This is a genomic window from Croceitalea rosinachiae, assembly GCF_031846445.1.
Classification (GTDB): Bacteria; Bacteroidota; Bacteroidia; order Flavobacteriales; family Flavobacteriaceae; genus Croceitalea; species Croceitalea rosinachiae.
On record NZ_JAVRHR010000001.1, the window covers coordinates 1,186,054 to 1,209,213 of the forward strand.

The 23,160-nt window shown below is 35.5% G+C and carries 25 protein-coding genes; 10 read left to right on the plus strand and 15 right to left on the minus strand.

All coding sequences use genetic code 11. The features are described 5' to 3' along the window. Window positions 1-36: 36 nt before the first annotated feature. The 4 genes from fabF (at window position 37) to pyk (ending at window position 4,052) form a co-directional block, all read left to right on the plus strand. The gene (gene fabF, locus RM706_RS05370) at window positions 37-1,287 is read left to right on the plus strand and encodes a beta-ketoacyl-ACP synthase II (RefSeq protein WP_311349998.1); all 1,251 of its coding nucleotides are present in this window, start codon (window positions 37-39) and stop codon (window positions 1,285-1,287) included. 8 nt (window positions 1,288-1,295) lie between these two features. Next, window positions 1,296-2,033, plus strand: a complete 738-nt coding sequence (gene rnc / locus RM706_RS05375) for a ribonuclease III (RefSeq protein ID WP_311349999.1) — start codon at window positions 1,296-1,298, stop codon at window positions 2,031-2,033. A 112-nt stretch (window positions 2,034-2,145) separates the two neighbouring features. Further along, window positions 2,146-2,607: an IPExxxVDY family protein gene (locus tag RM706_RS05380; protein WP_311350000.1), complete on the plus strand. Its 462-nt coding sequence runs from the start codon at window positions 2,146-2,148 to the stop codon at window positions 2,605-2,607. A gap of 2 nt (window positions 2,608-2,609) precedes the next feature. Beyond that, complete coding sequence (pyk, locus tag RM706_RS05385) at window positions 2,610-4,052, plus strand: pyruvate kinase (RefSeq protein WP_311350001.1); 1,443 nt, start codon at window positions 2,610-2,612, stop codon at window positions 4,050-4,052. On the opposite strand, the gene RM706_RS05390 is transcribed toward pyk, so the two are convergent. Continuing rightward, window positions 4,049-4,570: a PAS domain-containing protein gene (locus tag RM706_RS05390; protein ID WP_311350002.1), complete on the minus strand. Its 522-nt coding sequence runs from the start codon at window positions 4,568-4,570 to the stop codon at window positions 4,049-4,051. The two genes, pyk and RM706_RS05390, sit on opposite strands and share 4 nt — an antisense overlap. A 151-nt stretch (window positions 4,571-4,721) precedes the next feature. Between RM706_RS05390 and RM706_RS05395 the strand changes: the two genes are divergently transcribed. From RM706_RS05395 to RM706_RS05405, 3 genes are all read left to right on the plus strand, one after another. Beyond that, window positions 4,722-5,570 carry a helix-turn-helix domain-containing protein gene (locus RM706_RS05395; RefSeq protein ID WP_311350003.1) on the plus strand — a complete coding sequence of 283 codons (849 nt, stop codon included), beginning with the start codon at window positions 4,722-4,724 and terminating at the stop codon, window positions 5,568-5,570. A gap of 281 nt (window positions 5,571-5,851) precedes the next feature. Then, window positions 5,852-6,400: a carboxymuconolactone decarboxylase family protein gene (locus RM706_RS05400; RefSeq protein WP_311350004.1), complete on the plus strand. Its 549-nt coding sequence runs from the start codon at window positions 5,852-5,854 to the stop codon at window positions 6,398-6,400. 31 nt (window positions 6,401-6,431) lie between these two features. Beyond that, complete coding sequence (locus tag RM706_RS05405) at window positions 6,432-6,821, plus strand: plastocyanin/azurin family copper-binding protein (protein ID WP_311350005.1); 390 nt, start codon at window positions 6,432-6,434, stop codon at window positions 6,819-6,821. 61 nt (window positions 6,822-6,882) lie between these two features. Here RM706_RS05405 and RM706_RS05410 read toward each other — a convergent pair whose 3' ends face one another. Both RM706_RS05410 and dinB read right to left on the minus strand, forming a co-directional pair. Further along, window positions 6,883-7,461: a TetR/AcrR family transcriptional regulator gene (locus RM706_RS05410; RefSeq protein WP_311350006.1), complete on the minus strand. Its 579-nt coding sequence runs from the start codon at window positions 7,459-7,461 to the stop codon at window positions 6,883-6,885. 44 nt (window positions 7,462-7,505) lie between these two features. Continuing rightward, the gene (gene dinB / locus RM706_RS05415) at window positions 7,506-8,612 is read right to left on the minus strand and encodes a DNA polymerase IV (protein WP_311350007.1); all 1,107 of its coding nucleotides are present in this window, start codon (window positions 8,610-8,612) and stop codon (window positions 7,506-7,508) included. Window positions 8,613-8,639: 27 nt separating this feature from the next. On the opposite strand from dinB, the gene RM706_RS05420 reads away from it, so the two are divergent. The 3 genes from RM706_RS05420 to RM706_RS16520 all read left to right on the plus strand — a co-directional run bounded on the left by RM706_RS05420 (window position 8,640) and on the right by RM706_RS16520 (window position 10,126). Beyond that, complete coding sequence (locus tag RM706_RS05420; protein WP_311350008.1) at window positions 8,640-9,323, plus strand: NAD-dependent epimerase/dehydratase family protein; 684 nt, start codon at window positions 8,640-8,642, stop codon at window positions 9,321-9,323. Beyond that, window positions 9,304-9,789, plus strand: coding sequence for a CYTH domain-containing protein (locus RM706_RS05425; RefSeq protein ID WP_311350009.1), 486 nt, complete (start codon window positions 9,304-9,306; stop codon window positions 9,787-9,789). Before RM706_RS05420 ends, RM706_RS05425 begins: the two co-directional genes overlap by 20 nt. Before the next feature lie 175 nt (window positions 9,790-9,964). Beyond that, the gene (locus RM706_RS16520; protein ID WP_432264968.1) at window positions 9,965-10,126 is read left to right on the plus strand and encodes a lysoplasmalogenase family protein; all 162 of its coding nucleotides are present in this window, start codon (window positions 9,965-9,967) and stop codon (window positions 10,124-10,126) included. Window positions 10,127-10,225: 99 nt separating this feature from the next. Here RM706_RS16520 and RM706_RS05430 read toward each other — a convergent pair whose 3' ends face one another. From RM706_RS05430 to RM706_RS05485, 12 genes are all read right to left on the minus strand, one after another. After that, the gene (locus tag RM706_RS05430) at window positions 10,226-11,359 is read right to left on the minus strand and encodes an AEC family transporter (protein ID WP_311350010.1); all 1,134 of its coding nucleotides are present in this window, start codon (window positions 11,357-11,359) and stop codon (window positions 10,226-10,228) included. 4 nt (window positions 11,360-11,363) lie between these two features. Then, window positions 11,364-12,557: a pyridoxal phosphate-dependent aminotransferase gene (locus RM706_RS05435; protein ID WP_311350011.1), complete on the minus strand. Its 1,194-nt coding sequence runs from the start codon at window positions 12,555-12,557 to the stop codon at window positions 11,364-11,366. A gap of 158 nt (window positions 12,558-12,715) precedes the next feature. Continuing rightward, window positions 12,716-13,111: a hypothetical protein gene (locus RM706_RS05440; protein WP_311350012.1), complete on the minus strand. Its 396-nt coding sequence runs from the start codon at window positions 13,109-13,111 to the stop codon at window positions 12,716-12,718. Window positions 13,112-13,132: 21 nt separating this feature from the next. Beyond that, window positions 13,133-14,788, minus strand: coding sequence for a SulP family inorganic anion transporter (locus tag RM706_RS05445; RefSeq protein WP_311350013.1), 1,656 nt, complete (start codon window positions 14,786-14,788; stop codon window positions 13,133-13,135). 97 nt (window positions 14,789-14,885) lie between these two features. Then, window positions 14,886-15,905, minus strand: a complete 1,020-nt coding sequence (pheS, locus tag RM706_RS05450; RefSeq protein ID WP_311350014.1) for a phenylalanine--tRNA ligase subunit alpha — start codon at window positions 15,903-15,905, stop codon at window positions 14,886-14,888. Window positions 15,906-16,055: 150 nt separating this feature from the next. Beyond that, complete coding sequence (locus RM706_RS05455; protein WP_311350015.1) at window positions 16,056-16,682, minus strand: carbonic anhydrase family protein; 627 nt, start codon at window positions 16,680-16,682, stop codon at window positions 16,056-16,058. A 9-nt stretch (window positions 16,683-16,691) separates the two neighbouring features. Further along, window positions 16,692-18,272, minus strand: coding sequence for a SulP family inorganic anion transporter (locus tag RM706_RS05460; RefSeq protein ID WP_311350016.1), 1,581 nt, complete (start codon window positions 18,270-18,272; stop codon window positions 16,692-16,694). A gap of 71 nt (window positions 18,273-18,343) precedes the next feature. Then, window positions 18,344-18,649 carry a hypothetical protein gene (locus RM706_RS05465; RefSeq protein WP_311350017.1) on the minus strand — a complete coding sequence of 102 codons (306 nt, stop codon included), beginning with the start codon at window positions 18,647-18,649 and terminating at the stop codon, window positions 18,344-18,346. A gap of 47 nt (window positions 18,650-18,696) precedes the next feature. After that, window positions 18,697-19,458 carry a tetratricopeptide repeat protein gene (locus tag RM706_RS05470; protein WP_311350018.1) on the minus strand — a complete coding sequence of 254 codons (762 nt, stop codon included), beginning with the start codon at window positions 19,456-19,458 and terminating at the stop codon, window positions 18,697-18,699. Continuing rightward, on the minus strand, window positions 19,455-21,239 hold the full coding sequence (locus tag RM706_RS05475; RefSeq protein ID WP_311350019.1) for a BatD family protein: 1,785 nt from the start codon (window positions 21,237-21,239) through the stop codon (window positions 19,455-19,457). Before RM706_RS05475 ends, RM706_RS05470 begins: the two co-directional genes overlap by 4 nt. Continuing rightward, window positions 21,239-22,120: a tetratricopeptide repeat protein gene (locus tag RM706_RS05480; RefSeq protein ID WP_311350020.1), complete on the minus strand. Its 882-nt coding sequence runs from the start codon at window positions 22,118-22,120 to the stop codon at window positions 21,239-21,241. The genes RM706_RS05475 and RM706_RS05480 overlap by 1 nt, the downstream gene beginning before the upstream one ends. Beyond that, window positions 22,113-23,156 (minus strand): VWA domain-containing protein, encoded by a 1,044-nt coding sequence (locus RM706_RS05485; protein ID WP_311350021.1) that lies wholly within the window; start codon window positions 23,154-23,156, stop codon window positions 22,113-22,115. Before RM706_RS05485 ends, RM706_RS05480 begins: the two co-directional genes overlap by 8 nt. Between the last annotated feature and the right edge of the window lie 4 nt (window positions 23,157-23,160).

A 23,160-nucleotide genomic window follows, 5' to 3' on the forward strand; every position in this document is an offset into this window, starting at 1 on the left:
TTTAATTTCAACGGTAAATAGGTAAAAAGTAGTTCTATGCAGTTAAAGCGAGTTGTAGTTACTGGTCTTGGTGCTCTGACACCGATTGGGAACGATATTAAAACCTATTGGGATGCTCTTAAGAACGGAAAAAGCGGTTCTGCTCCCATTACTTATTATGATACTGAAAAGTTTAAGACAAAGTTTGCCTGCGAACTTAAAGATTATGACCCCTTAAACTTTTTTGATAGAAAAGAAGCTCGAAAATTAGACCGCTTTGCACAATATGCACTGATTTCTTCTGATGAGGCAATTATTGATTCTGGACTTGATTTAGAAAAAATTGACAAGTTTAAAGTAGGTGTGGTTTGGGGCGCAGGTATTGGTGGTTTGGAAACTTTTCAAAATGAAGTTTTGAATTTTGCAGCTGGTGATGGTACGCCTAGATTCAACCCTTTCTTTATCCCTAAAATGATAGCCGACATTGCTCCTGGCAATATTTCAATTAAACATGGCTTTATGGGGCCAAACTATACTACGGTATCAGCTTGCGCGTCATCTGCTAATGCAATGATTGATGCTTTAAATTATATAAGGTTGGGACATTGTAATATAGTTGTGACCGGGGGTAGCGAAGCTGCCGTTACCATTGCAGGTATGGGCGGATTTAATGCTATGCATGCGCTATCTACTAGAAATGAAAGCCCTGAAACTGCTTCAAGACCATTTGATGCAACAAGGGATGGTTTTGTTTTAGGAGAGGGTGCTGGAGCATTGATTCTTGAAGAATATGAACATGCCAAGGCGAGAGGAGCAAAAATTTATGCCGAAGTATTAGGTGGAGGTCTTTCAAGCGATGCCTATCATATGACCGCTCCTCACCCAGAAGGTATAGGGGTTGTTAAGGTAATGGAAAATTGTCTTGAAAATGCGGGCTTAAAAGCGGAAGATGTTGATGCTATAAATACGCATGGAACTTCTACGCCATTAGGTGATGTAGCAGAACTTAAGGCAATATCAAAAGTCTTTGGATCTCATGCCCCAAACATTAATATTAATTCTACTAAGTCAATGACTGGCCATTTACTAGGGGCGGCTGGGGCTATTGAAGCAATTGCATCTATTTTGGCAATGGAACACAGTTTGGTTCCTCCAACTATAAATCATAATGTAGTTGATGAAAATATAGACCCTTCATTAAATTTAACGCTTAATACCGCGCAAAAACGAGAGGTGAATGTAGCCATGAGCAATACTTTTGGGTTCGGAGGACATAATGCCTGTGTGCTATTTAAAAAACTTAGTTAATATAATAGATGAAATTTTCTCCCAAAATATTTAATTCCCATTCTGAACAGGATGGGGATTTTTTTTTAGGGATTAAGCGCATTTTAGGATTCAAACCTAAAAATACCAACATTTATAAAAAGGCCTTTTTGCATCGATCAGTAAACAAACGCGATGATCAAGGTAATCCAATGAATTATGAACGGTTAGAGTTTTTGGGAGATGCTATGTTGGGTACCATTATCTCTAAACATCTTTATAGTAGTGTTCCAGAAGGGGATGAAGGCTATTTGACCAAAATGCGTTCTAAAATTGTGAGCAGAAAGCACCTGAATGAACTAGGCAAAGATTTGAATTTATTGAGTTATGTGGAAAGCCGAATTCCGAAATCACATTTTGGAGAGAACATTCATGGTAATGTATTTGAAGCTTTGGTCGGAGCTATTTATCTAGACCGTGGATATACATATTGCGAGAAATTTATTCAATCACGTGTTATTGAGCCTTATGTAGATATAGAACAGTTAGAAGGCAAGGTAATAAGTTATAAAAGCCTTGTCATTGAATGGTGTCAAAAACAGAAAAAGAGCTTCTATTACGATGTTTATGAGGACACAGGCAACGATGTTTTAAAACATTTTGCAGTGAAATTGACTATTGAAGAAAAAATATTGGCCAAGGCAAGAGCTACTTCAAAAAAAAAGGCAGAAGAAAAAGCCTCAAAAAGAGCATATTTCGCCCTTCAGCATAAAATAGAAAGCCCTTAGTTTTAAGAAAAAGTAAACTAAAACGTTTTCGTAACCTCCTACATTTCTAAACAGTACCATACACTAGGCTGGTTTATGTATTAGAACTATATTTACAATTCGCTTTAATTTTATGATAACAACGCACAAGATAACTGCTGAGTTATATGACGATAGTTTTAAGCTCATTGCTTTGCACTGCAGTTTGAACGACTATGCCATGGCATATAATATTAATAAGGCAGTTGCATTGAAACTAGAAAGAAGCATTGAAGATTTAGATGTCGCTAATTTTTCATTTCCCATTTTTGAATGGAAAGATGATAGTAATGATGCAAATTGGACTTTGGTGAGTAATGCCATAACGAAGACAGAGAAAAGAGAATCTTTTGACCTTTTTAATCAAAATAATGAAGAAAGAACACATTATTTGATTGAGGAACGGAAGGAAGTTGATTACTTTTTAAAGATTGAAGAGAATGCTAATTGTCCGATAAATACGATTGTAACATCTATTAATAAAATACCAAAAGTGATTACTGCTTACAATATTGATGCAGCTAGTTTAAAATCAAAGAGAAACCTAATTTTTTAATAATGCCAACTAAGAAAAAGACGAAAATTGTTGCAACCTTAGGTCCTGCAACTAGTAAAAAGGAAGTGTTGAAAAACATGATATTGGCCGGGGTAGATGTATTTAGAATCAATTTTTCCCATGCTAGTTATGATGATGTTGCTGAGCGAATTAAAATCATTAGGGAATTAAATGAAGAGCTGCAAATGAGCACTGCTATTTTAGCCGATTTACAAGGGCCCAAATTAAGGGTCGGTGTTATGGGTGGCGAAGTGGTCGTAGCACCAGGCGATGAGATTCTTTTTGTTACAGGGGAACCTTTCGAAGGTAATGCTGAGCGTGTGTATATGAACTATAAAGAATTTCCTAGAGATGTAAAAGCAGGGGAAAATATTCTTTTAGATGATGGAAAATTGATGTTCGAAGTAGTTTCTACAAACGGAGAAAATGAAGTAAAAGCAAAGGTTATACAAGGTGGTCCTTTAAAATCAAAGAAAGGGGTAAATTTACCAAACACGAATATTTCTTTACCGGCATTAACCGAGAAAGATGTAAAAGATGCCATTTTTGCGATTGGTCAAGATGTAGATTGGATTGCACTTTCTTTTGTCCGCTTTAGCCAAGATTTAATCGACCTTCAAAATTTGATCAAAGAACATTCAGAGCACAAGATTCCGATAGTAGCAAAAATTGAAAAGCCTGAAGCGGTTGAAAATATTGATAAGATTGTTGCTTACTGCGATGGACTGATGGTTGCTCGTGGCGATCTAGGTGTTGAAGTGCCTGCACACGAGGTGCCATTGATACAAAAACAATTGGTACTTCGTGCTAAAAAAGCAAGAATACCAGTAATCATTGCAACCCAAATGATGGAGACCATGATTACCAGTTTAACACCAACGAGAGCAGAAGTGAATGATGTGGCTAACTCGGTTATGGATGGTGCAGATGCGGTAATGTTGTCTGGTGAAACATCTGTAGGAAACTATCCGGTTCAGGTGATTGAGAAAATGACAAGTATTTTGAAAAGTGTTGAGGGTTCTAGTCTAATCAATGTACCACAAACACCGCCTCATATTAAGACAAAAAGATATATTACAAAATCAGTTTGTTATCATGCGGCGTTAATGGCTAATGAGATTCAGGCCAAGGCAATTTCTACATTAACCAATAGCGGCTATACTGCTTTTCAAATATCAGCTTGGCGACCAAGTGCGCATATTCTGGTATTTACTTCTAATAGAAGAATATTAACGCAATTAAACCTCTTATGGGGGGTAAAGGCATTCTATTATGATAAATACGTCTCAACTGATGAGACCATTGATGATGTAAATCAAATTGCCTGTAAGAAAGGCTTTCTAGATGTTGGTGATATGCTAATTAGCCTTGCAGCTATGCCAATTAAGGATAAGGGTATGGTAAATACCCTAAGAGTAACTGAGATTGAAACTTGTAATTTTTAAGCTACTTCTCTTTCAAAAGCTATAAAGTTTACAACTTCACCCTTTTTGTTTCTAATAGGAGCTCCTTTTATCCAGCAATTATAAGTAGAACCATCCTTTCGGTAATTTAAAATAACAGCTTCAAAAGCTTGTTTATTTTTTACAGCTTTAGATATTTCAGACGCAGTTTCTTTACAAGTCTCTGCGCCTTGAAATATTTTTGGTTTTTTACCTAATATTTCATCGGGCATATAACCGTTCATATCAAAAATATTTTTGGTAGCATGAACAATGTTTAATTCGGCATCAGTGACAACAATAACATGCTTTTTTTGAATGATTTCTTTTTCGAAAGGGAAGCGGTTTTCCCAAGCTTTTTCTTCAGAAATATTTTTAAGAACTACCAAATCACTAAGGTTATCACACACTTTTTGAAAATACTTAGAGAATATGTCCCACCCATAAATCGGTAAGCTTAGTACACTCTGTTTTCTATAGAAATTATGTGCAGCCTTATCGTAATGTTGTAGTTCTTTCATAATCAATACTATGAAAAGTTCCAATCCTATAAAAAAATATAACCCTCATTAACAGTTCTGTTCAAAATATTAGTACCCGAAATGCTTATAGATGACTGTAAGAATGAACAGAATTTTTGGACTAATGGATGAATTATAGTAATAAAAGCATATGAAATTTGAATTTCGTGAAAGCAAATTAGACTCAATTTTAGTATTGACAGATGATATTAAAAAAAATCAAGACCATTTTTCAAGCATTGATAGTACCATCAAGTTTTTATGGAATAGAAATGAAAAGCCAGTAATATTTGAGGTTGATGGACTACTACTTGAGCTATTGCCAAACCAGATGGTCACCACTACCTATTTGCAGCATGTCTCATATGAGGCTTTAGAGCTTCCTCTAACTGCCATTTTATTTAATCGTGAATTCTACTGTATATCGGATCATGATAGCGAAGTATCTTGTAACGGAATATTGTTTTTTGGCACACAAGATTTACCTATAATTACCATCCCCAATAATCTACAAAATCGTTTTGATTTATGGTATGATGTATTTGTAGAAGAATTTACGACCCCAGATAAAATTCAAGGTGATATGCTTCAAATGCTTTTAAAACGATTTATTATCATGAGTACCCGTTTGGCCAAAGAACAACTCATTGTAAAAACCTTGAATAATGATCAAGTTGAGGTCATTCGAAAGTTTAATTATTTAGTAGACCTTCACTATAAGACAAAACGGAAAGTAAGTGATTATGCAGACTTATTGTTTAAATCACCCAAAACACTTTCTAATCTGTTTTCTATTTACAACCAAAAATCACCACAGCGTATCATTCTTGATCGTTTGACATTGGAAGCTAAACGCCTTATTCATTATACTGAAAAACAAAACCAAGAGATTGCTTATGAACTTGGTTTTAATGACCCTGCCCACTTCAGTCGTTTTTTTAAAAAAATGACACAAATGACCCCTTCTGAATACCGAGAAAATCAGAAGATTGTTTCATAAGGGAAATTTCTGCAAGCAGTCGGGAAATTGCTGCTAACAACTGCCAATCATTTCGCCACATCTTTGCCGTGTAATTAAAAATCAATAGAGATGAACATAGCAGAGAAATCGATTTTCAATTTAATCGAAATATTTAGAGTAGGCAGAAAACCTTCTATTCAGAGCGTATTATCAGAATCACATTGTGAACAGAAACACCACCACGATTTTTATTGTGATGCTGAGAAACCATTTGTAACAAATATTTAATTCAATTAATAATAATTTTTAAAGCAATAATTATGAGCACATTTGATGTACCCAAAAGAGAAGAAGTAAGTAGTAAAAACCAAGCTATTTTTGACAATCTAGAAAAGGCTGTGGGCTTTGTTCCAAACCTTTTTGCAACCTATGCCTACTCAGAAAATGCTTTGGGCAACTATTTGAACCTATCTAATGCAAAGACCTCATTAAAAGCAAAAGAGAAAGAAGTGGTAAATCTTGCTGTAAGCCAGGTTAACAATTGTATTTACTGTCTATCTGCACATACAGCTATTGGTAAAATGAATGGTTTTACTGAAGAAGAAATTCTGCAATTGAGAGCAGGTTATTCAGCTTTTGACAACAAATTAGATGCGCTTGCACGTTTAGCGAAGAATATTACGGAGAATAGAGGAGCGACAGATAGTGCAGTGGTCGATAATTTCTTTACTGCAGGATGGACAAAAGAAAATCTTATTGACACTATCGTTTTGGTTGGAGATAAGACTATTTCAAACTATTTGCACAAGACTACTGATGTACCTGTTGATTTTCCGGTAGCACAACCTTTAGAAGAAGTAATAGTATAAATAATTTAACAATAGAAATAAAATAAGTATCATGAGAAAAGTAATCGTAATATTAGTAATAGCGTTAACGACAGTGTTTTCAGTAAATGCGCAAGAAAAAATGATGGACAAGGCAGTAAAGACCATTAAATTGGAACAAGTGCCAGGAGAGTTCACCCAAAAAACAGTAACAGTTTCAGAAGGCACTTATGTATTTGAAATTGCCAATAAAGGGGTTGACCATAATGTTGGTTTTGTGTTAGTAGAAAAAGGAAAAGATATCAGTAAACCTGAAAATCATATTCAGACAGCTTATGTTACTTCTCCAGTAGAAACTAATAGTTCTCAAACTTCAAAACCTACAGCTTTAAGCAAGGGCGAATATGTATATTTCTGTCCATTGAACCCTACTGCTACTGACAATACTTTGGTAGTGGAATAATTATTTTACATTAGATTCAAAGTAAAAGCCAGTTGTAGACTTAAATCTATAGCTGGCTTTTTCAGTTCAATTTTGATTCGGCAAAAATTGAAGGTGCAATGCTTTTTGCTAAGTGTATGGGCCAATCATTTCTATGCAAATGACTCTCTGTAATGGCGCCCTCATAAAGCAAGTAAAGCCCACCAGAAATTTTCTCGGTTTCGGCTCTGGAGATGTTTGCAATAGTATCACCTACTATTTCGCCCAAGAACAATAGCAACTCCTTTTTTTGGCGCTGTATGACAGCAACAATTTTTTGATTTTCGGGAGGAAGTTCACCAAGTGTTTTTATGCCCCAACAACCATGAAAATCTCCTTTTCGATATAAATCTCTTAAAAAATCGAAAATAGCTATCAGTTTTTGCCTTCCATCGTTTTTTTTGGCTATATATTCTTTTAAATCATCCATAAAAACAGCATGACGCTCCTCTAAATATGCTATGCAAATGTCTTCTTTTGATTTAAAATGATGATATAAAGTAGCCTTGGCAATTTCAGCTTTTGCAATGATTTCATTAATACCAGTAGCATTATAGCCATTCATGTAGAACAATTTACTGGCGATGGTGATAATATGTTCTTTGATATTTGTTCTTTGCATATTGTAAAGATAGTAAAGACTGGTCTGTCTAGGTTTGATTTTGATTAAAAATCAAACTTTAATTGTACCAATAAAGGCTCATTATCTTTTGGGGTAGGAGCTTTCTTCTTTTCAGTGTTGAGGTTTGCCAATGAAATACCTAATAAACGGACAGAGTTTTGTAATTGCTGTTGGTATAACAGCTCTTTGGCGGAATCAAAAATCAAAGCCTTTTCGGTGATGAAGTAGGGTAGTGTTTTACTTCGGGTTTGAAGCGTAAAATCACTGTATTTGATTTTAAGGGTGATTGTCTTGCCTGCAATTTTTGATTTTTTTAATCGTCTTTCTAGCTCATTTGCAATATGCTCTAATTTTTCGAGCATAAAAACCTCACTGCTGAGGTTTTCACTAAAGGTGCGCTCGGCACCTACTGACTTCGGGATACGGTGAGGTTTTACGTCGCTTAAATGAATGCCGCGAACTACATTAAAATAATACCGTCCACTTTTTCCAAAGTTACTATCAAGAAAGTCTAGTGATTTGGTTTTTAAATCATTACCCGTAAAAATACCTAGTTTATACATTTTTTCGGCGGTAACCTTACCCACGCCATAGAATTTCCGAATATCCAAATCTTCCAAAAAAGTAATGACTTCTTCAGGGTTTACCGTCTTTTGACCGTTTGGCTTGTTATAGTCACTGGCCACTTTAGCGATGAACTTGTTTATGGAAATTCCTGCTGAGGCTGTCAAACCTGTTTTATCTAATATCTTTTGCCGAATTTCTTTAGCGATAAGGGTAGCTGATGGATTTCCTTTCTTATTTTCAGTTACATCTAAATAAGCTTCGTCTAAGGAAAGCGGCTCCACCAAATCAGTATATTCAAAAAATACTTTTCGCACTTGTTGTGAGACTTCTTTATAACGGTCAAAGCGTGGCTTAACGAATATGAGTTCGGGGCAATTGCGTTGTGCAATGTAACCACTCATGGCACTGCGCACCCCAAATTTTCGAGCTTCATAACTGGCTGCTGAAACCACCCCACGCTTTGAGCCTCCACCAACCGCAACGGGTTTCCCCTTGAGTTCAGGATTATCATATTGTTCTACAGAAGCGTAAAAGGCATCCATATCAACATGAATAATTTTTCGTAAAGGAAAATCAAAGCCCATACTCAAATTTAGGTTATATTTATTTTGATGGGAACAAATCAAAAAATAGCTATTGTTCTAGGAGGAACAGGTTTGATCGGTGGCTTTTTGATCAAACGATTACTTGACGATAAGCGTTACAAAACAATCAAGTTGTTTTCTCGACGGGCTATTGGTTTTGAACATCCCAAGATAGAAGAAGAAGTGATTGATTTACTCAATTTAGAAACTCAAACTGAAAGATTTTATGCCGATGAGGTGTTCTGTTGTATAGGTACGACGAATGCAAAAACATCAGATAAGAGTCGTTATAAAGAAATAGATTATGGCATTCCTGTTGCGGCGGCCCAATTATGTGTCGCTAATAAAATAGAAACTATAATTGTGGTGTCTGCTCTTGGTGCCGACAGTAGTAGCCGTATTTTTTATAATCGAATTAAAGGTTTAATGGAAGATGAGGTTCTACGATTGAAGATTGCCAAAACGCATCTTGTGCAACCTTCAATGATCGGTGGTGATAGAAAAGAAAAAAGATTGGGAGAGTACTTCTTTAAAAAACTAATGTTAGTTTTTGGGTTTTTACTACAAGGATCCTTAAAAAAATATCGAGTCATCCATCCTGATACTATTGCAATAACGATGGTTTGGTTGGCCAATAATCCTAACAATAAAAAACGGATTCCCTCTCACGTTTTAAAGCAAATAGCAGATAATGCAACACTTAGAAATTGAACGAAAGTTTTTGGTCGGCTCAGAAGCATATAAAAACAAGGCTACCGCAGTTAGTAGAATTGTTCAGGGCTTTTTGAACACAGACCCAGAGCGAACAGTGCGTGTTCGCATACGGAACGATAAGGGTTACTTGACCGTAAAAGGAAAAGGAAACGATTCGGGAACTACCCGTTTTGAGTGGGAAAGTGAGATACCAGTTTCAGAAGCTACCAATTTGATTGACTTGTGTGAGCCAGGCATTTTAGAAAAAAATCGGTTTGAAGTGCCATTTGAAAACCTTGTTTTTGAAGTGGATGAATTTTTGGGCGAAAATAAAGGGTTGGTCATAGTGGAAGTAGAACTAAAGCATGAAGACGAACACTTTACAAAACCCGATTGGCTTGGTGATGAAGTTACGGGGCAAACTAAATATTACAATTCACAACTAAGTAAAAACCCCTTTGGCAAATGGGTTCAGGGAATCTAAGAAAATCTTTGAACGTGCTGATTTTATTGAGCGCAACTATTTCTATTGTCTTAGATTTTAGTGATAACTATTTGTTCAATTTGTTTAAACCATCAACTACCTTATTGATCATTCTTTTTATGGCTTGACAGGGAATTGGATTATACGTTGCAGATAAAAAAAGGCATATGGTTTCATAGTTTTTGGAGTGGTATTATTTATGTTTTCTGATACTATGATTGCCGTAAACAAATTTAAATTTCCGTTGGAGTGTTCAGGTCTTATAATTTTATCAATCTATTGGCTGGCGATTACTTTGATTGCCAATGCCGGTTTGATGATTTCTAAAAGAATTTAATCATTACAGAACAGTACCAATGGCTGTACTTGATTTTTGGTTGATTAATACTTTGAAAATTAGTCAATTATTTTGAATACTATGACTAATCGACAGTATCTAGATATGTTCTGCCCTGGCTGAATCTATTTTAGGATTCAAGATTTTTTGTCCTTTTATTCCTTTTCTGAACCAAGAAAATAGCGGTACAAGTAACCCAATCGCGCACAAGGTAGCAGAAATCACGAAAATGTTAGATGTAATCATGATGAACGAACCTGTATTGAGAACCCCTAAGATAAGTAGCGTAGAAAGTGGAAAAGAGAGCGCTAGGATACTAATGGCATAATTGTTATGAAAGGTATTTTTTTTTGCCTTAGCAGCTGTTTCTAAACTATCAACTGCCGAAATATGTGCATAGGGCCAAAAGCTACAAGCGCTAAGTCCAAAAGCTAAAAGCAATAATATTTCATTTTTAGCTTGTAACCCTGTGAATACAACAAACAAACCACTTATTAAAAAAACGACACCAGCCCGTAATGTCAATAAAGAGAAGATTTCAATAAATTGTTTCCTTTTAATTTTTACAGCTAGCCCAATAAATAACAATACCAATGGTGTCATTATTAAGCTTAACTTTTGCAAGGTTTCGCTAATAACAAAAGGCAATGAATCCATGTTAAAACCAAAACTGAGCAGCAATAATGCCATAGCGATAAAGATGTTTACTGGCTCAGAAACCATGACCTTAAACATAGAACTTGTTTTTGATACTCCCTTTTTTCGTTTTTTATCATGTGTTCTTAAGTACCAATTCATTGCAACCAAATACAAAATGACCAGAACGAATACTTTATTCCCTAAATCGGCCATTGCTGCTTTGGCGAGATAATCTTCGCCCAAAAATTCTAATACAAAGGGGAAGCAGGATAATCCTGGTGCTAATGAAGGAACCAACAATCGGGCAGTTCTAAATTCTGAGGTGTTTTTTTTGATTCCTAAAATGGGCAAGACTAATGGAAAAATTAAAAACAAAAGCAAGTTAAGTGCAAGAGCAAGCAGGGGTAACAACAACAAATTTAGTTCAACCTGAACACCCAAAAGGGCAATAAAAATTGTAGCCGGCAAGGCAAGGTTTAAAATGATTTTTTTAATGCCAGTTACTTCTTCTTTGGATTTAAATTTAGCTTTAAGTAAAAATCCAATGAAGATAAAAAATAAAAAGACTATCGTTTTTTGAAAACTAATATCCATTTGTTTAGACAATAACTTTACCTAATGCAGCGGTAAAAAGTTTCATCTCATCCATGGTACCCATACTGACACGGCACCAATTTTTACCCATAAAATTGAAGGCACGGACTCCTACTTTTAACTCGGTCATTTTTTGGAGAAATTCTTTGCCATCCATTTCGATAGGAAAAATCATAAAGCTTGTGTATGACGGCACATATTCAATGCCCATTTTCTTCAGCTCTTCATAAACATATTCGCGACAGGCGGTGTTCTTGATTCGAGAACTTTCTAAAAATTTGGCATCATCCATCGCACCCATTGCCGCATACACAGAAGGGTAAGAGATTCCCATTCCTGCACGGGTTATTTTTTGAAGCTTATCTAAGGTAGTTTCTTGAGCGACGGCGTAACCTACTCGAAGACCCGCCATGCCATGAATTTTAGAGAAAGTACGCGCAATAATAACATCTTTGCCCTTATTAATCAAAGAAACCATACTTTGTTTTGCGCCATCTTCTAAAAACCACAAATAAGCTTCGTCAACAAAAACGGGAACTTTTTCTGAAACTCTAGAACAGAAATCAAGCAGCTCAGAAGAATCAGTTATGGTGCCCGTGGGATTATTAGGGTTACAGATGTAGACTAACTTAGTATTTTCGTCAATAGCAGCTTCCATTGCCTTTAAATCATGAGACCAATCGTCTTTCAAGGGTACGGATTTCCAAGTACCACCGGCAGCTTCAGCTACCCTTATCAAAGACATATAAGCAGGATCTGCAGAAACTACATTACCACCATTCATGAATAAGACCATGGCTGTCTTCTCCAATAAATCAGATGATCCTGGGCCCATCATAATATTCTTTGGGGTAACACCTTCAAAATCAGCGATTTTATCAACAAGTTGAAAAAGTTCTTTCCATGCGTATCGATTACCTCCGCCAGCAGAACTTTTTAAAGCATCTAGTGCCATTGGTGATGGTCCGTACGGATTTTCATTAGCATTCAATTTGGCTTCCAAGACAGGAAACTCTCTAACATTTTCTTGTAAATATTCTTTAAAAAAAGGACTATAAATAGCATCTCCATTTATATCTAACCGTAATGGTACGACAGAAGTTTCAGCAAAACTAAAGTACGGTGCTGCCATAACTCCACCGGCAGTTAGCATTCCTCTTTTAAGCCAATCTCTTCGATTTAACGTGGTTGATTTCATAGGTGTTTTCTTGTGAATTAGCAATATGTCTAAATTATAGGGAGTACTATAAAAATCCTATGGTAAAACAATAAAAATCAATGCGTTAAAATATGAGATGTGAATTTTGACCCTATAAAAATTATTAATATGAAATGTTTAAACAAAACTAGTGACCCTTATTTGGCAAAGATGCCTTCCATTTCTAAAAGAGGAATTTGAACTAAATCTTTTTCGGAAACACTGTTCTTTGCGAAGAAAAAACGCTTTTCGTACAGCTTATTATCTGCGTAATAAGTGACGTAGAATTCATTATTTAAATTTAAAACCTCTTCTTGAACCATTTCAATTTTTTCAAATCCTTTAGCTTTAACTACACCAAAGGCATATCGTAGCGTTGAGGTTTTTCGTTCGCCATCATAACCTTTTGATACAACAAGTGCCATTTCAATTGTTGTAGAACGGTTATTGATAAGATACGCATTCCAGTCTTTGCCTAAGAATTCTTTATTCCATTCATGTGCAATAACAACGTAAACATCCTTAGCAACGGGAATTTCAATATCCTTTTTCATGAATCTTGATGGAGTTGAAATTTATTTTTTCAATTGAGTTGAAACCCAACTAAAACTATCTTCAATATGAGCAAAAACTTGATTTTCTGGCACTAAATCAGGAATGATGTCAATACCTTTTAAAAGATCTCTGGGCTGCTCTTGCAGTCCGGTTATGATAACCTTAATATCTTTTAAGGTTAAATCTAAAATAGCGGTTTCTAAGGCATAAATGCCTGATTGATCGACATAGGGCACGCGATCCATTCTAATTATCAAGACTTTAATGCCATCATCAATATTTTTTACCTGTTCTTGAAAGTGTGAGGTAAAACCAAAGAATAAGGGTCCATACAAATGTTTGATGTAGATTTTATCTTTGAATTTTTCGTAGAAATCAGTTTCATCCTCCCATGGTTTTTCACCATCAAAACCAGCTAAGGTACCCACTTCCATACCCTCTTCACCAATATCGCTCGAACGCTTCATAAATAACAATGCAGCTAAGGTTACACCTATTCCTACTGCTTGTATCAGGCTTCCAAAAGTAGTCCAAAGCAATACAATTATCAAAACGATGGTATCTGCTCGTGGTACTACCTTAAGATGTTTTAGTCCTTTGGTGTCTACTATTTTAAATCCGATAGGGATTAAAATGCCAGCTAAAACCGCTAAGGGGATATAGGCGGCCAATGAACTTAGCCCTAGTAGTACGGCTAAAAGAAATACACCATGTAGTACTCCAGATAGTCTAGTACGGCCACCAGAATTAATATTGACTACTGTACCTTTAGTTGCGCCAGCACCAGGAATTCCCCCAATTAGGGCAGCGACCATATTGCCAATACCCTGACCTATAAGCTCACGGTTACTGTTATGTTTGGTCTTGGTCATATTGTCAGCAATAACAGATGTCAATAGGGAGTCAATCGATCCCAAAACTGCAAGAACCAATCCATATTCAAGTACTAGGCCATATGCATCGCTATCAACAGAAAACAGACCATCTAGTTGCAAAGAAGGTAATCCTGAAGGGATTTCACCAATAATAGGAACATCCCATTTAATAAAATAAGCAAATATTGAAACGGTAATAAGCGCAACCAACGCACTTGGAATCGTTTTCGTAATCTTTGGAAAAAGATAATATATGATAACGGTCATCCCACCCAAAACCAATGCTTGCCAATTAAAATCAGTGAATAGCCTTGGTAAATCTGCCATGACTTTAAGTGTGGATTTAGCAGAATCTAATCCTGCAAATGGGAATATCTGTAGAATTATAATAATAAGCCCTACACCACTCATAAACCCAGAAACAACAGGATATGGAAAGTATTTAATGTATCCAGCAATATTTATCAACCCAAAGACAATCTGTAATGCACCCCCTACCAAAAAACTCAAAAGAATAATGCCCATGGCATCTTGAAGACTACCTGCCACTTCAATTGCGTTAGCTACAAGAGCAGCTGATACAACTGTCATTGGTCCAGTTGGTCCACTGGCCTGTGTGGCCGTACCACCAAAAAGTGCTGCTAAAATACCGACGGCAATGGCACCATAAAGCCCAGCAATTGCTCCTAAGCCAGACTGTACACCGAAAGCAAGAGCAAGGGGCAGAGCAACTACTCCGGCAACAAGTCCGCCGGTAATATCCCCTTTCAAGTATTTGGTATTATAAAATGATTTGGCCATAGCAGTATAGTTAAAGACTAGTGTTTGATTATTTAAAAATAATCACAATAATTCTTTAAACAAACTACAAGAGCTAAAGCTTGTTATGGATTTAACCTTAAAGTGAACTTTTGAACTGTTCTAAGAAGCGTACGTCATTTTCGCTCAGCAGACGAATATCAGATATTTGATGAAGTAATAATGTAATTCGGTCAATGCCCATACCAAAGGCAAAACCAGAATAAACTTCTGGATCAATTCCGCAATTGGTCAAAACATTAGGATCTACCATTCCACAGCCCATAATTTCTAACCAACCAGTCCCCTTGGTCATTTTATAATCGGTCTCTGTTTCTAATCCCCAGTAAACATCAACTTCTGCACTTGGTTCCGTAAATGGAAAATAAGAAGGTCGAAGTCTAATCTTTGATTTTCCGAACATCTCAGAAGTAAAGAATTGTAGTGTTTGTTTTAGATCCGCAAACGAAACATTTTTATCAACATATAAACCTTCTACCTGATGGAAAAAACAATGAGAACGGGCTGAGATAGCTTCATTACGGTATACTCTTCCAGGAGAAATAGTTCTTATGGGAGGTTGATTATTTTCCATATAGCGCACTTGTACCGACGAGGTGTGCGTTCGCAATAGAATATCTGGATCTGTCTGAATAAAGAAAGTGTCCTGCATATCCCTAGCTGGGTGATATTCTGGTAAGTTTAGGGCTGTAAAATTATGCCAATCATCCTCAATTTCGGGCCCCTCAGAAACATTAAAACCTATTCTTGAGAAAATATCGATGATTTGATTTTTAACGATAGAAATTGGATGTCTTGCTCCAATTTCAATGGGCTGCCCTGGTCTTGTAAGGTCACCAAACAGTCCTGCAACTTCCGTCTGGTTTTCAAGAACTTCTTTAAGTAAGTTTACTTTTTCTGTAGCAGTAGTCTTCAATTGATTGATAACTTGGCCAAATTCCTTTTTCTGGTCGTTGGGAATATTTTTAAATTCAGCGAAAAAGTCATTTAATAACCCTTTTTTTCCTAAATACTTGATTCGAAAAGTCTCGATTTCCTCTTTTGAGGTAGAAGTGAATTTTTCGACTTTAGCAAGATGTTCTTTTATAGTATCAATCATGGTTGATGGCGCTATTAACCTACAAATTTAGTCCTTTTTTAAACTTTTACCTATTTTAGATTCATTAGGACCTTTATATAGAATTAATGTTAAAAAAAAAGTCAATGCTAAAAATAACATTGACATTAAATTCAGGGTGGGTGATTTGTTTTACATAAAATGAACCTTACCATCTGCAATATCATACATGGCACCAACAATAGCAATTTCACCATTATCTTCCATTTCTTTTAGGACTGGACTTAAACTTCGTATATCTTCTATGGTCAATTGAACATTTGTGTCTGCGACAGCATTGACGAAATCAAGATTTTTTGAATTTCGTTGACTTTCATCAGCAGGTTCGCTTACTGCTCTTACTGCTGGTTTTATTTTATGGAGCAAGGTAGTGAGATTACCCATTTTAGCATCATCACAAGCGCCTTTTACGGCACCGCAACTTGTATGTCCTAAAACAACAATTACTTTTGTGCCTGCCAACTTACAGGCAAACTCCATACTGCCTAAAATATCTTCATTTACAATATTTCCAGCTACTCTAGCACTAAAAATATCGCCTACTCCTTGGTCAAAAACAAGTTCGGCTGATACTCTTGAGTCAATACAACTCAATATTGTTGCAAAAGGATATTGGCCTGATGTGGTTTGCTTTACTTGACCAAGTAAATCTCTGTTGGCTTTTTTATTTTCAACAAAGCGCTCGTTACCTTCTTTTAATAAGGTTATGGCACTATTAGGATTAAGTGCCGCTTGAGATTCTTTAGTTTGTGTTATCATGATTTTATTTTATACTTTTTTTGGTCTCAGTTTAAAAAATTGGATATAGCTATCCGGGTTTTCTACTTCACCTCTTTGTGAAATTAATTTAATATCGATATTTCTGTTTTTAGCCTTTTCAGAAAAATCTTCAAGAATTTCAATAATGTCGTTGTCCAAATACCTTGTTTTTCTAACATCTAATTCAAGATATGAATCTTCAGGAAGACTATCTAACTCTTTCAGAATTGCTCCTTTATTGAAAAAGGTTACCTCTTCAGCCAGCGTCATCTTAATTTTATGTTTTCCATTACTCTTATCTTCAATATGTAAAAAGTGGGAATTCTGGTAACTTTTAATGAGTATAACAACGATACCAACTGCCAAGCCAAGCCCAATACCTATCAATAGGTCTGTGAATACAATTCCCAGGACTGTTACTGTAAAAGGAATAAATTGTTTCCATCCCATATCATACATTTTTTTAAAAAGAGCCGGTTTCGCAAGTTTATAACCAACAATAAATAGAATTGCCGCTAAAACGGACAAAGGAATCATATTCAGTAACCTTGGAATTAGAATTACAGAAATTAAAAGGAAGAATCCATGAATAATAGCAGAAGCTTTTGATTTACCACCAGATTGAATATTTGCCGAACTGCGAACAATAACTTGAGTTATAGGTAAGCCACCTATCATTCCAGAAATAACATTTCCTGTTCCTTGTGCCAATAACTCCCTGTTGGTAGGGGTAACTCTCTTATCGGGATCCAATTTATCGGTAGCTTCAACACAAAGTAGGGTTTCTAAGCTCGCTACTAAAGCTATGGTGAAGGCCGTTATCCATATTTCAGGACTCCCTATGACTGAAAAATTGGGAAAACTGAATTGTGCGATAAAAGATTCGGCGTCTTCGGGTATGGGAACACTTACTAAATGATTCGCCGAAATAGCAAGTGTGTCGTTATTCTTTGTTAGCACAAAGAAAATGATGCCAACAACTACGGCCACTAAAGGACCCTGAACTAGTTGAAATATTTTTCCTTTTTTAGAAAGAACTCTATCCCAGAGAATTAAAATAGCCAGACCGATAAGAGCAACTATAGTTGCACCAGGACTTATATTATTAATAGTCTCAAAAATTTCTGAAAACGTATTTTTACCATCAACTTGAAAAAAAGCAAAATCTCCTTCTGGATCTGGATCATATCCGAAGAAATGGGGAATTTGTTTTAAAATAATAATAATACCAATTCCGGTCAACATTCCTTTAATTACAGAAGAAGGGAAATAATATCCAATAATACCAGCTTTTAAAACGCCAAAAACTACTTGAATGATTCCACCTAAAACAACCGCGACTAGAAAGTTTTCATAACCTCCTAAGGCACCAATAGCAGTTAATACTATGGCAGCTAAACCTGCAGCCGGACCACTAACGCCTATGTGTGATCCGCTTAAAGAACCCACAACAATACCACCAATAATACCAGCAATTAGACCCGAGAAAAGAGGTGCACCACTTGCTAAGGCGATACCTAGACATAAAGGAAGTGCTACAAAAAATACAACGATACTTGCTGGCAAGTCGTTTTTTATATATTTAAACATGTGAAATAGTTTTTAGTCTTCTAAGTTGTTTTAAAGACAATTGAAAAAAATGATTAAAAAACAGTAAAGTCTTAAATGACTCTTTTTGGTGGAGGAAGTATTATTTCTGTTGAAACGTCAGCATAAAATAACAAATAAGCTTGATTTCTAGTCAATTGCTGAGTAAGATAAATACTTTTGTTCTCTATTGAATTAGAAAAAAATAATTCGTTTTCATCAAATTTTTTTTCAGTTTCTTTTTTGTTATTTTCTTCTTCATTTAAATCCATAGTTACAGCGCTTTCATGATCAGATTTACAAAGTGCCTCAATGGAAGGTGCTAGGATAGAAATGACAAGCATTATTGCAATCAACGAAAATGTAAAAGACTTTAACATCCGACAAATCTGAATTATAAAGATAATAGTAAACCTATTAAATTCTGTTAAAAATTCTTTAACAGTTTTAAATTTTCTGAAGGTAACCAACCCGTTTGTCCATCGGCAATTTTGATTTTTTGCCAATCTCCGAGTTTTTCTAACACATTAACTTTAGTGCCTTCATGTAATGTAAATAGTTTCTCACTTCGTTCATTAGGCTCAGAAGTAATCGCAATTTCACGGCTGAAAATTATGGCAGGTTTATCATGTTTAAAATCTTTGTATTGAAAATAAGCCATTACGACCGATATTGCCGCGATAACTAGTCCGGAAGCACTAATTATAAAAGCAATACGCTTTTGCGTGGCATTGTATAAAAAATAATACACTACATACCCTAAAACGAAAAGAAAAACCATACCCACAGACAAGTAGGCCCATTGTTCAAATGAAAGGTAATTTGTAACTGTTTTATAAAAACTTGTAAATGCGGTTTCTGGCATTTCATCAATGGCATCCAACCGCATATTATTAGCATAGCCCAAATTATTCTTTATTTCAATATCATTTGGTTTAAGTAATAATGCTTTTTCGTAATAATAAATACTGGGACCAATCTCGCCCAGCTTATAATATGAATTACCTAAATTAAAATAGAGTTCTGGAGAGTGTTGTTTGTTCTCTAATATCTTTTCGTAAAAGCCAATGGCTTTTTGATACTCTCCTTTGTTATAAGCTTCGGTCGCATGTTCAAAAAGGGTATTGTTCTGGGCAACAACACCAAATGAAAAAATTAAGAATAAAATGGTCAGAAGTTTCCTATTCATAATTGCTTGTCCATCAATGAGATTACTTCGCTCGCTTTGTGATAATCTTGTTGCATTTGAACATCTGTAAAAGGGCTGTAACGTGCCATTTCACAATTTTTCAATAATGCAATAAAACTTTCGGTATGTTCAATTTCAACATTTTTTTCATTCAATAATCCAGTTATCTTTTCTTTACTAAAATCTGAAGTTTCTATTTTAAGCTTTGCTTTTAAATAGTTATGTAAACCTTTTTCTAAAGCAACATAAAAATTGTCTTCATCGCCCAATTCTTTTTTTGCGGTTGATAAATATTTCCTTGCCAATCTATTTGCTTTTTTTAACCTATTTCCTTCAATACTTTCAGCATTTTTTTTAAGCTTTTTCCTGTATACAATAACTAAGGGAATCAGTAAAAAAGGACAGAACAAAAGAGCATAAAATCGGTTAGATCCAAAAAAATAATTAGCTCCTATATTGGTTAAATTTGGAGTGACTTTTATGAAGTGAAATTGTTCACTGGTTGGAACTGCAATCTTTGCTACCCCCCCAGTTGCAGGATTAATAGCTGCGGCATCCGCAGGTCCTTCCATTACATTTATGGTGATTTCATCAGAATTGATGGTAGTGTATCTGGCTGTTTTAGGGTTAAAAAAACTAAATGAGATTGAAGGAATAGGATATTTCCCCCTAAAAGATGGAACTACGGTATAATTATTAGAAACTTTTCCTTGCATACCAGAAACAGTGGTTCTAACACTTTCACCAAATTCAGGTTCATAAACTTCTAAAGCACTTGGTAAATCTGGCTCAGGTAGTTGAAATAGCTTTAAATTACCTTTGCCTGTAACTTCTACAATGGCTTGCAATGATTCTGAAGCATTCAAAGCTGTTTTACTCGTAGATACCGAAAAATTAAATTCACCAACGGCACCTCCAAAATTGGCAGGCTTACCAGATTCGGGTAATGACTTTACAGTTAAGGTCCTTCTTCCTGCAGAAACAGTTTTACTGGCTTGAGTATAAATCTTACCACCAAAAAAATCTCTTCTATTTGTGGGTACGTCAACATAAATTTCAAGAGATAAGGGTTCTATGTCAAGTTTGCCAGTTTTTTGTGGATAAAGGACAACCCTTTTTAAGACTACACTTCGATAAGGTTTGCCTTCATAAGTGCCATTATTTGTATTGTACTTGGTTACGGGAATATCTTGACTCCAAAAATTATTATACTTTGGGCTATCTACCGGCCTAAAATTGGTAACAGAAATAGATGGGCTTATATAGAGCTTATAAACTACCGTTACAGCTTCGTTCAAATAAGGGCTAGCCTTAGAAACCTCTGCAACCAAATGAAGACTTTCATCTGCAACATCATCTGCACTTTTAGGAGCATTTGGGTTGTCAACCGCTGCCGTGACCACAATATTCTTTGATAATGTTTTATAAGTATTTCCCTCAATTTCAATCGTAGCTTGACCTAAAGCGAATGAACCTTGTCGATTGGGTTTTAAAACATAAGTATATGATTTGGAAAAACTTCGTTTACCATTAATCCAAGATGAACTTATCGATTGTGAAGGTCCCATTACCACTTTAAAACCTTCAAAAGATGGAGGGTTAAAATTGTCACCATCTTTATTCATGGTAAACTCAACACGTAAACGTTCATTAATGCCAAGCTTTTCTTTGCTGAGCTTTAGTTCAAAAGTAACATCACTTTGTTCTTGCCCAAAAACAAAGCAACCCAATAGTATAAGGGGGATTAAAAATAAAATACGTTTAAACAGTATATTGGGCATTACCAATCCTTTTCATTTTTGATTTTGGCACCTTTCACTTTCTTGGCTTCCATCTTTTCTTGCACCTTCTTTTCTTCATTTTGCATGGCTTCTAGCAAATTCTGAATTTGCTGTTTTGAAAGCTGGTTGGGTCTTGGTTTATTCTGTTCTTTAGGTTTATCACCTTCATTGGGTTTCTGTTTTTGCTCTTTCTTTTCGTCGCCCTCACCTTCTTTATTTTCTTCGGGCTTTTCTTTTCCTTTATCACCATCATCGCCCTCATCTTTATTTTCATCATCTTTTTGATCGCCCTCTTTATCCTTTTCGTTATCTCCGTCTTGATTTTGATCTTGATTTTTTTCTTTATCGTCTTTTTGGTCTTCGTTCTTTTTGTCGTCTTGGTTTTGGTCGTTTTTTTGCTCGTCTTGTTGTTTTTTTAGCATTTCTTTGGCTAAAGCAAGATTGTAACGAGTTTCTTCGTCGTTAGGGTTGTTGCGCAATGCTTGTTTGTAGGCTTCAACTGCTTTTTCATATTCTTCATTTTTCATGAATACATTGCCCATGTTATGAAAAGCTTTATGTTTATCTGGTTTTTCATCAGCTTTTTCACCAGCTTGTTTGAACCTGCCAAAAGCTTCAGTAAAGCTTTCGCGATTGTAATACGCCCGCCCTAAATTATAAGGAGCGGCAGCATTTTTTTCGCTTTTCGAAATTGCTCTTCTATAATCAGCTTCTGCATTAATAAAGTCATTTTGGGTAAGAGTCTCGTTAGCATCATAGGTAATATTCTTCGATTCTTTAAAGTCTCTTTCTTGAGCTTTTATAGCATCCGTATCTTCTTGGGCTTGAACAAAACCTAGAAATAACAAAACAAAACTTAAGACTATGTGTTTTCTATTCATCATGCTCATTAAAAAGATTCAACTTTTTCAACCATTTAGTTTTTCTATCTAATAAGAAAATATCTAAAAATAAAAAGAAAAGGCCCATACCCAAAAACCATTGAAATTGGTCTTTGTATTCTGCGAATTGCTTGGCTTCAAATTCTTTTTTATCCATTTTATTCAACTCTTCTTTAATAAATTCAACAGCATTTTCGGTATTGGCCCCATTAATATAAACTCCATTTCCTTCGTCGGCTATTGCCGATAAAACTGGCTCGTTGAGTTTGGTAATTACAACTTCACCCTCAGCATTTTTCTTTAGACTTTCAACAACCCCTTTACGTTTTATAGGGATTGGTGCTCCTTTGGGTTTACCTACCCCAATAGTAAATATTCGAATTCCATTTTGTGTGGCTTCTCCAACTGCATTTAAAGTGGAGCCTTCTGAATGATCTTCTCCATCAGATATGATAAATAATACACGATTGGTCTGCTCTTCATCATTATAGTAGGTAGTAGCAAGTTCAATGGCAGAATTTATCGCCGTACCCTGTGATGAAAGCATATTGGTGTTCATGCTTTGTAAAAACATTTTTGCAGCACCATAATCCGTTGTAATCGGTAATTGTGGATAAGCCTGACCAGCATAAGCAATAATACCTATACGGTCACTTGCTAATTGATTAATGATTTCTGAAACCAGGCGTTTTGACTTCTCTAAGCGATTTGGCGCGATGTCTTCAGCAAGCATACTTTTAGATACATCAACGGCGAAGACTATATCAACGCCCTCACGCTTAACTGTTTCTAATTTGGTTCCAATTTTTGGGTTGACTAAGGCAACTACTAAACAAGCAAGCCCTAATAAAAGAACTATTAGCTTTAATGTTGATTTAAATTTTGATTTATTAGGAGCAAGACGTTTTAATAATTTTGAATTTGCAAACTCATGCTGCTTGCTTTTTTTCCAAACCTGTAACAAGAGAAAAAGCAATACAAGTACAGGTACAATACCTAGTAAATAGAAGTATAATTTTTCGTCAAATTGAACCATCTTG